This window comes from Sphingobacterium sp. UBA7253, from assembly GCF_002472745.1.
Taxonomy (GTDB): Bacteria; Bacteroidota; Bacteroidia; order Sphingobacteriales; family Sphingobacteriaceae; genus Sphingobacterium; species Sphingobacterium siyangense.
Window position 1 is genome coordinate 601 of sequence record NZ_DKSP01000062.1, and the last position, 9,813, is coordinate 10,413.

At 42.7% G+C, this 9,813-nt stretch carries 6 protein-coding genes (1 of these 6 only partly in view); 3 read left to right on the top strand and 3 right to left on the bottom strand.

The window, feature by feature from the left end; translation table 11 throughout:
* The 3 genes in view from B2X72_RS05760 to B2X72_RS05770 are tightly spaced (at most 6 nt apart) and all read left to right on the top strand, a layout consistent with a single transcriptional unit that may run on beyond the window.
* Window positions 1–173, top strand: partial view of a DUF885 family protein gene (locus B2X72_RS05760; RefSeq protein WP_422663689.1) — the 3' end only. The gene continues 418 nt to the left of window position 1, outside the view; only the last 173 of its 591 coding nucleotides appear in the window; the start codon falls outside the window, past its left edge; the stop codon is at window positions 171–173.
* Between the two features lie 6 nt (window positions 174–179).
* Window positions 180–1,604 (top strand): APC family permease, encoded by a 1,425-nt coding sequence (locus B2X72_RS05765; RefSeq protein WP_088163503.1) that lies wholly within the window; start codon window positions 180–182, stop codon window positions 1,602–1,604.
* Entirely contained in the window at window positions 1,591–3,822 is a 2,232-nt protein-coding gene (locus B2X72_RS05770) for a S9 family peptidase (RefSeq protein ID WP_088160937.1), read from the top strand. The genes B2X72_RS05765 and B2X72_RS05770 overlap by 14 nt, the downstream gene beginning before the upstream one ends.
* Window positions 3,823–4,073: 251 nt before the next feature.
* Here B2X72_RS05770 and B2X72_RS05775 read toward each other — a convergent pair whose 3' ends face one another.
* The 3 genes from B2X72_RS05775 to B2X72_RS05785 form a co-directional block, all read right to left on the bottom strand.
* Complete coding sequence (locus tag B2X72_RS05775) at window positions 4,074–5,747, bottom strand: M1 family metallopeptidase (RefSeq protein ID WP_088160938.1); 1,674 nt, start codon at window positions 5,745–5,747, stop codon at window positions 4,074–4,076.
* Between the two features lie 22 nt (window positions 5,748–5,769).
* Complete coding sequence (locus B2X72_RS05780) at window positions 5,770–7,944, bottom strand: S9 family peptidase (RefSeq protein WP_088160939.1); 2,175 nt, start codon at window positions 7,942–7,944, stop codon at window positions 5,770–5,772.
* 78 nt (window positions 7,945–8,022) lie between these two features.
* A complete protein-coding gene (locus tag B2X72_RS05785; protein ID WP_088160940.1) occupies window positions 8,023–9,411 on the bottom strand; it encodes an aminopeptidase P family protein in 1,389 nt (462 codons plus the stop codon).
* Window positions 9,412–9,813 lie beyond the last annotated feature (402 nt).

Here is a 9,813-nt window from a genome sequence, read left to right on the forward strand (position 1 = left end):
TGCGTATCAAAGAGGAGGTCGTAGATCAAGGGAAAATGTCATTTGTGGAATTCCATGACCGTGTGATCAAAGAAAATTATCTACCGATGGAAATGTTGAGAGCGATTATCAAGGGCGAGAAGTTAAAGCCCGATTACGAGACAAACTGGAAGTTTTATCATTTTAATAACTAGGTGTTTATGAGTGAGTCGAAACAAACTTTTCAAAAGTCCCTCGGGTTGCTGGATGCTACTATGCTGGTGGTTGGAAGTATGATCGGCTCTGGGATTTTTATTGTATCTGCGGATATCGCTCGTAACACGGGGTCTGCGGGCTGGATGATGGTGGTATGGCTGATATGTGGTTTTATGACATTGACTGCAGCGTTGAGCTATGGTGAATTGAGTGCGATGTTTCCAAAGGCAGGAGGGCAATACATCTACCTTCGGGAGGCTTATGGGCCGGTATTGAGTTTTGTATTTGGCTGGACATTTTTTGCCGTTATACAAACTGCGACAATAGCTGCTGTGGGGGTAGCTTTTGCGAAATTTACAGCCTATCTCTTCCCCTTTATGGATGAAGATGTTTACCTGCTAGAATGGTCAGATTATCGGGTATCGGCAGCGCAGCTGCTGGCAATTACCGTCATTATTGTATTAACCTATATTAATTCAAGAGGCGTAAATAGCGGAAAGCGCGTACAGACATCCATCACATTGATCAAGATCGGGAGCCTGTTGCTCTTGTTGCTCTTTGGCTTCCTGGCTTTGAAACATGAAGTTTGGGCTTGGAACTGGGACAATATATCACTTTGGTCAATGCGCCGTTTAAATACGGATGGAACGTACGCATCTTATGATGGATTTTCAGCAATGGGCGCTTTTTCTGCGGCTATGGTCGGTGCGCTCTTCAGCAGCGATTCCTGGCACTCATCTTCCGCAGTAGCCGGCGAAATTAAAAATCCACAACGTAATATCGGCTTGAGTCTTGCATTAGGGACTTTACTGGTTACCGTAATCTATCTTCTGACTAATTTGATGTACACCGGCATATTGCCTTTGGAAGCTATGGTCAATGCACCAAAAGATCGTGTAGCCATGAGTGTCGCTCAAGAAGTTTTTGGCCCATTTGGGATAACTATTATAGCGATTATGATCATGATCAGCACTTTTGGCTGTAATAATGGGATTATCCTGGCAGGAGCGAGGGTGTATTATTCTATGGCCAAAGATGGTTTGTTTTTTAAAAGGGCAGGTAAGCTCAATGCGCATGCGGTACCTGCCTGGGCACTCTGGATACAATGTGTCGCTGCGTCAATATGGTGTTTAAGCGGAAAATATGGTGATTTATTGGACATGATTACCTGTGTGGTCGTTATATTTTATGTACTCGCGATTGCGGGTATTATTCGTCTCCGTATCACACGTCCAGATTTGAACAGACCCTATAAAGCATTTGGCTATCCTTTTCTTCCCATTCTTTATATTCTGATGGGACTTGCCTTTATTGGGTTGATGGTCATTTTCAAACCCAATTATACCTGGCCGGGCATTATCATTGCACTATTGGGAATCCCGATCTATTATTTAATCAATCCTAAGCGAAGAAAGTATGAAGTTTCTTAGTACAGCGGTTTTGTTGTTGTCTGCACAGTTTCTGTTTGGTCAAGGAACTGTGGCAGATTATACGCGTGCACAAAACTTAAAAAAACAATTGACCAACAAAATTGAAAATCTGCCCGGCCAGTTTTATTGGAATGATAAGGGGGATCTCTTTTGGTATGATCGAAATACGTTGCAGGGAAAAGAGTATATTTTGGTCAATCCCCAGGCAAAAACAAAAGAACAGCTGTTTGATCTGACGAACGTATTTTCGTTAGTGGATGAAAAGCTGGGGCGGAAAATCGAAAATCGTGTTATTTCCAATGATCAGATAAAATTGCTGGATGAGGATCAAGTATCGCTCGATATCGCGGGCTACCTGTGGATCTGGAACCGTCGTTCCTCGCAATTGAGCCAGGGCGCTGCAAGTGGAAATAAAGAACGAAATATGCGATATTGGGGGCAGCGTGAGCAGGGAAATGCCTATAGGGAAGTCGAATCTCCAGATAAAAAATATGTGGCATTTATCCGCAATAATAATGTATTCCTGGCAAAAAAGGGAAATACAAACGAGGCCCGACAAATTACCTTTGATGGCAACACGGCAAATTATTATAGCAATGATATTCAATGGGCACCAGATAGTCGTAAGCTGGCTACAGTAAAAACTCAAAAAATAGAGATCAGGCAACTGACGCTTATTGAATCTTCTCCTAAAGATCAGCTGCAGCCTAAAATTCAGACACGCGATTACGTGAAGCCCGGAGATGAGCTTGCGCAAAAACTACCCATTTTATATGATCTTGAAAAAGACCGACTATCGGTGTTTGATGCTACACTCATACCAAATCAATTTTACCTTTCGGATCTTTCCTGGCGCGATGACAGCAGAGCATTTACCTTCGAGTATAACAAACGGGGGCATCAAGTCTATGGCGTCATGCAGATGGATGCAAATAGCGGTACCTCGAGTTTTCTGATTCAAGAGCAGAATAAGACCTTTATTGATTATAGCGGCAAGAAATACCGTGAGGATCTGGCCGATGGAAAGGAGATTGTATGGGCCTCTGAGCGTGATGGATGGAACCACCTGTATCTCTATGATGGAATTACTGGTAAAGTAAAGAACCAGATAACGAAAGGAAACTGGGTTGTTCGGAAAATTGTGCATGTTGATGCTGAAAAACGAACGGTTATTTTCGAAGGCAGCGGAGTGAATGCTGCAGAAGATCCCTATTTGGTCCACTATTACGCTATCGGTTTAGACGGAAAGGGCTTAAAACTGCTGACCGAAGAAAATGCAAATCATCAAGCTTTTTTCAATAAAGACTATTCGCAGTTTGTGGATACGTATTCCCGGGTCGATCAGCCGCCAATTTCAGTATTGCGCGACAAAAATGGCCGTCTTATCATGGAGCTGGAGAAAACAAATAGTAGTCTGCTCGAAGCTGCAGGGTGGCGTGCACCGGAGGTTTTTAAAGCTAAGGGACGTGATGGCGCAACGGATATCTGGGGGATTATTATTCGGCCGACGAATTTTGATCCTGCTAAAAGCTATCCTGTCATCGAATACATTTATGCGGGACCGCATAGTTCTTTCGTACCAAAATCATTTTACAGCAACCCGAGCGGGATGTACGAACTCGCTGAATTGGGCTTTATTGTGGTGCAGATCGACGGGATGGGGACCTCAAATCGTTCGAAGGCTTTCCATGATGTCTGTTGGAAAAACCTGAAAGATGCGGGCTTTCCGGATCGAATTGCCTGGATGCAGGCCGCGTCAAAACAATATAAATACATGGATATCGGCAGGGTAGGGATCTATGGCACATCTGCCGGGGGGCAAAGTTCAACCGGAGCGCTGTTATTCCATCCCGAGTTTTACAAAGTTGGCGTTTCCTCCTGTGGTTGTCACGATAACCGAATGGATAAAATATGGTGGAACGAGCAATGGATGGGCTGGCCTGTAGGTCCTGAATATGCGGCTAGCTCTAATATTGAAAATGCCGCTAAGCTGGAAGGAAATCTTTTGCTGATTGTTGGAGAACTTGATGATAATGTGGATCCTTCATCCACTTTCCAATTGGTTGATGCTTTGATTAAAGCGCGTAAGAATCATGATTTTATCATGGTTCCTGGAATGGGGCATTCTTCCGGGGGAGATTATGGTGAACGAAAAAGAAGGGACTATTTTGTAAAACATCTTCTTGGCGTAGATCCGCCTGCCTGGAATCAGTATTGATCTTTCATTAGAACAATAATCCGCTAATGCAGGCCTATTTCCTGCTTTTTTTGACGAGTCTGATCTTATTGGCCAGAAAGGACCTTCGGTATGCTTTTATTGCTGTTGGTGTCTGCGAAGTCATGAAGGTTTTATTTCAATTGGGAATAGGTATGAAGCGATAAGAGTGGTTCAAAAACACAGCGCCCCGGAAAGTAGCTAACTTTCTGGGGCGCTGTGTTTATTTCATGTTGGTAACGTTGAAGCTGTTTTTATTCGAACAATACGCCGACATAATAGTTAAACGTATCAATATCGATATTCTCTTTCGTTAAACCGGCTACTTTAATCGGTCTGAAATGTTGGTCCAACTGGATAAGTTCTCTTTTTTGACCTTTTACGCCAATATGTATGGGCATATGGAAGCCTTTGACTTCGCTGATCCAGCGGCCCAATATTCTGCCTGAAGGATCTTGTTTGATTTCCAGTGTAGGAATGGCAGTATGCTTTACATACTGTTCAAACACTTTCAGCAGGTCTAGGCCGGACTGCTGGCTTACGTAGTTGACAACATCAGTATAATCGACTTGTTGGTGATAAAACTTGCTGTTTAATCCCCGCAGAATATTCCGCCACTTTTCATCATTGTCGATCATCGTACGGATCATGTTAAGCATAACACCGCCTTTGGGATACATATCCCCAGATCCCTCTTTATTTACATGGTAAGGGCCCTGGATGGGGCTATCATTTTGGATCCCGCTCCGGATACCATGGGCGTAAGCCTGGCTGGCTTCCTTACCATAGAAATAGTCGATAAATAAGCCTTCGGAATAATTAGTGAAGCTTTCGTGAATCCACATATCGGCCAGATCAGCTGAAGTAATATTGTTGCCAAACCATTCGTGACCAGATTCGTGGACCACAATAAAATCCCATTTATGTCCCCAGCCGGTTCCCGACGCATCCCCGCCGCGATAGCCATTCTGGTAATGGTTACCATAGGCAATGGCACTCTGGTGTTCCATGCCGGTATGGTAGGTTTCAACAAGTTTATAGCCATCTTCATAGAATGGGTATGGACCAAACCAATGTTCAAAGGCTTCTAAGGTCTGGTTGGCGTTTTTCTGAAGATGGGCTTTTTTTTCTGCCGTATCGTTTTCGCGCAAAATATAGTAGTCTATATCCAATGGCCCTTTTTCACCTTTGTATTTTTCCTTAAAATGAACGTAGTCGCCGATGTTGATGGCGACATTATAGTTGTTGATCGGATTGGCAACTTTCCAGTGGTATTTGGTGTAACCATCCTTCATCTTTTCTACCTTGACCAAACGTCCATTGGAAACATTCATCACCTCTTTCGGGACAGCGATGGAAATCAGCATACTATCCACTTCATCGGATTGATGGTCTTTGTTTGGCCACCAGACACTCGCACCCATACCCTGGCAGGCCGTGGCCACCCATGGCTTTCCATTGCTATCTTTTTTCCAGTCAAAGCCGCCGTCCCAGGGAGCTTTGACCGCTTCTGTAGGATGGCCTTCGTAATATACCGTAAACTCTTCCTGTATTCCTTTCTTGATAGTCGCAGGAAATTCGACAAAGACAGCATTGTGTTCTCTGGTAAAGGAAAGTTCTTTCCCCTTATATACGACTTTGTCTACGTTGAGATTTGCAAAAAGATCAAATTGCAGGCGATTAAAATCAGTTGTGGCCTTGAAACGGAAAAGGTTTGAACCCGAAATAAACTTATTGTCTATATCTACCTTAACATCCAAATGGTAGTATTGGATATCGTAGCAGGTTCGCAGCGGTGACAGGTATCCGCGCAGTGAATCCGCTCTTGTGAATTCATTTTTTTCTTTCATCAGCTGGGCCGCTGATTGCTGTATGCCTGCGGTCAGTAGACCGCAGGTTCCCAATGCATATAATAGTATTCTTTTCATCTGTAAATGATAACTATTCGGTCTATCTTCCACCCGGAGGGCAATGTAATTTTAGATAGTTTGTAAATAATGTTTTTAAATGTTCATGTGTACCTTGTCCCTCGCTGATCGAATGGCTGCGGTTGGGGTAAGACATCAACTGGAACTGCACGTTATTTTTGATCAGTTCATTGATCAGGACTTCTGCATTTTGATAATGCACATTGTCGTCTCCGGTTCCATGGATATAGAGTAAATTACCTTTGATGTTTTTTGCATATTTCAGCGGAGAGCCGTTTTCAAAGTCTGCAAGATTTTCTTGGGGGAGGCCCATGTAGCGTTCTTGATATACGTTGTCGTAAAGGAGCTGATTTGCTACAGCTGCAATGGCGATACCCGTTTTATAGATTTGAGGATATTGTCCCAGTAGGTTCAGCGTGCTTGATCCGCCACCGCTCCAGCCCCAGACGGCCACACGTGAATTGTCGACAAAAGGCCATTTCAGGATTTCTTGTGTTGCCAAAGCCTGGTCGCGAATATTGAGCTGCCCGATATTGCGGTAGATGCTTTTTCGCCACAAACTGCCTTTAGGAGCAGGAGTTCCGCGATTATCCAAAGAAATATAAATGTAGCCATCCTGCGCCATATTTCCTTTATATAAACTGTTATAGCCTGCACCGAAATTGTCTAATACAGTTTGTGATGCTGGTTCGCCGTAGACCATAAAGACGACAGGATACCTTTTATTGGGATCGAAATCAAGTGGTTTTACCATCCAGCCGTCTAACTCAATACCGTCCGTTGTTTTAACTTTAAAAAACTCGGCAATACCATCGCTGACTTTTTTTTCACGTTTAAAATCAAAGTCTACGAGTATTTTGTGTGTCGGTAACTCAATAACGGCATTGTGTTTTAATGTTGCCCGGTTGCTAAAGCTGAAGATGGCAATTTTACCGTCTTTTGAAATATCATAATCGCAGGTGCCTTCGTATGAGGCCGGGGTCAGTCTTTTTGGAACTCCGCCTTTCGTCGATACACTATACAGATACTTCTGCGTTGCATTGCTTGGAGAGGCGGTAAAATAAATCGTTTCATTTTTCGGATCGAAAAAGTCAAGATTGATCATATCATAGTCCGCTTTCATAACCAGCTTCTCGTTGCCCGATAAATCAATCTGATAGATTTTGCGCCAGCCGTCCTTTTCCGAGACCCAGATAAAGGCCTTGCCACCTTGAACCCAGTCCCATCCCGAAGGATCGTTGTTGTTCCATCGTGCTTTGATATCAATCCACGAGTCGCTTTGCTCCTGATGTATGTTTTGCGCTTTATTATCGGAGAGAGCTACGGTATAGATTTTGCTCTCATTTTGTTTTCTGTTGAGCTGCTCTAGGATAACCTGCTTGCTATCAAGACACCATTCCATGCGGGGAATATAGTGCTGGTTGGGATCTCCCGGGATATTCAGCATGGTATTTTTTCCAGTGGCGATTTCATAGGTCCATATCGAACAGGCACTCGGCGATTGTCCAACTTTAGGATACTCCACGGGAATGGTATAGGAGTAGAGGCTATCCGTATTGTTGATCATCAGAAAATTACGGATGTTGCGGGCATCAAGCTTCCAATAAGCAATGGAAGCACCGTCGGGCGACCAGCGGAAACCATCTTTACATCCAAATTCTTCCTCGTAAACCCAATCGAAAGTACCATTGATTAAACGGTCTGTTCCATCTTTGGTAACGGAAACGATGCTGCCACTGGCGAGATCTTCCACGTAAACATTATGGTCGGCTTTATTGACGTAGGCGACCTTATCTGCTTGCGGGTTAAACTTCGCAAACATCAGTTGTGAGGCCGGGAATTTTTGGCCTAGTTGCTGCAGCTGATTGGTCTTTTTGTTGTAAACCCAATAATCGCCTCTTGTATTCTCGCGCCATACTCTTTTGCTATTGGTATAGATCAAAATAAGCTCCTTGTTTTTGGAAATGGAAAAATTTTCGACTTTCAAGGCTGCTGTTGCTCCTTTCGGAATAAGCGATTGCTGTGAAAGGAAGATGGAGCGCACCCCATTTTTGGGGTTGACCATTTCTATTCCCTTGTCGGAAAATTCATAATATTGATCACCATGATCTGTCCAGAGTCGCTGCGCAAAAAGGGAAGCTGGAACCTGAAAAATCAGTATTAGAATAATAAAGATCGACTGTTTAATGCTGTTCATTTGTTTATCTGTTTGAGTTGACCCCAAAAGAATTTAAGTTTACTTTTTGGGTTTATCATTATGTGAGTTGTTCGTTAATTAATCAATTGGATTGTCTTTGAGTTGATAGATCTCCTGAATCTCGCGTTCAAGGTATTTTCCTAAACGACGGTATCCATCTGTTTCAATAAGATAATTATCTTCAATACGAATCCCGCCGAAATCGAGATGTTTTTTTAAGAAATCATAATTGATAAAGTCCCTGTGTAAATTTTGCTGTTCCCAAAGCTGCGTTAATTCAGGAATAATATAGATGCCGGGTTCAACGGTTAGCACGTTGCCAGCCTCCAATTTCTTACCTAGCCGCAGCGATTTGATTCCAAAAGTCTTGGTATCTTTTGGCTCAGCTTCAGTATAGCCAACATATTGTTCACCAAGATCCTCCATATCATGCACATCAAGACCGAGCATATGGCCTAGTCCGCATTGAAAGAAAAGCGCATGCGCGTGATTCATGACCGCATCTTGTGCGTTGCCTTTCATGAATCCGGTTTGTATAAGTCCGTCTACAAGCGCTTCACAGGCTTTTAAATGTATTTCTTTAAAACGTATTCCGAATGTCAGCAGCTGCTCTGCAGATTTAAACGCATGTAAGACAATCTGGTAAATTTCCTCTTGTAAAGCCGTAAAACGTTTTCCTACGGGAAAGGTTCTGGTCAGGTCCGAAGCATAGCCCATGGCCGTTTCTACGCCCGAATCATTGAGCAGGAGATCACCTTCATAAAGCTGGTGAAATTGCATATGATTGTGCAGAATTTCACCCCGTTTTGTGACTATCGGAGGATAGGAGAAGGACGTTCCCTGATCTTGCGCAAAATGTTGCATGGCATTGCTGATCTGATATTCGTAACGATCAGGTTTTGTCATTCGCATAGCAATGCGGTGCATATCAACAGCAATATCTACGGCTTTCTCTAATTCGATAATTTCTTCTGCCGTTTTGATACTTCTCTGGGCAACGACAGCTTTAATCAAAGCCACAGAGGGCTGGAGCTGATTTGCGGAACGGCCGGTTAGCTGCTCAAGTAATAACTTATTATGCGACTGATAAGGAGGAAGGTAGTGAACATCTTCCTGTTTTCCTTTGTTAAGATAGTCAAAGAGTTGATTGAAAGGCAGGATTTTGCTGATACCGGAAAGGTCAGCCTTTTCAGCTAAAGTCTGCTGTTGGCCCATCCACACAATATCGTCAATGGTCATTTCATCACCAAATAGTATGGTCTCGTTTTTTTCAGTGTCCAATACAGCCGCCAAACGTGGGCTTTTGATACCGATATAATATAAAAAGCTACTGTCTTGACGGAAGGGATAGGTATTGTGCTCAAAATTGATCGGATTTTCAATGCTGCCTAGCAAAAGAATTTTGCCAGTCGTGATCTTTGATAATAGATTATTTCGGCGATTAAGATATATTTCTTTTTTGAACATAAGTTTTGGGAATTAAAGGAGGTACTGTGTCTGTTGTGCTAAAATCATGAATTGTTTGTAATCTGCTTCGGCTTGAAGTAGAATTGTCTACCTAGCGGTTTATTGTCCAATACGAATATCGTAAAATTTATGCATGTCAAAATCATTTATTTAAAGGTCTATCTTTGATAGTGCGGTGTTTGCTGTTGTTACAAATGAATATGCTCGCCATTTTGTCTCTAAAAAGGTCAAACAACGAAATTAAATAAAGTTCAGCCTTTCTGTTGAATAATAATTTGCACAATTTATCAAAGTCTAATTGTATTTTAACCCATTTTTTTTATGCTGATGAATTTTTGGTGTAAATTATCTGTTTTGGTTTGCGTATTTCTTAGGGATTATTAAATATTGTCGGATTCTAAA

What these genes read in the sequence shown, in the direction of transcription:
- B2X72_RS05765 (WP_088163503.1), top strand. Translation starts at nt 180, where the DNA reads ATGAGTGAGTCGAAACAAACTTTTCAAAAGTCCCTCGGGTTGCTGGAT.
- B2X72_RS05770 (WP_088160937.1), top strand. Translation starts at nt 1,591, where the DNA reads ATGAAGTTTCTTAGTACAGCGGTTTTGTTGTTGTCTGCACAGTTTCTG.
- B2X72_RS05775 (WP_088160938.1), bottom strand. Translation starts at nt 5,747, where the DNA reads ATGAAAAGAATACTATTATATGCATTGGGAACCTGCGGTCTACTGACC.
- B2X72_RS05780 (WP_088160939.1), bottom strand. Translation starts at nt 7,944, where the DNA reads ATGAACAGCATTAAACAGTCGATCTTTATTATTCTAATACTGATTTTT.
- B2X72_RS05785 (WP_088160940.1), bottom strand. Translation starts at nt 9,411, where the DNA reads ATGTTCAAAAAAGAAATATATCTTAATCGCCGAAATAATCTATTATCA.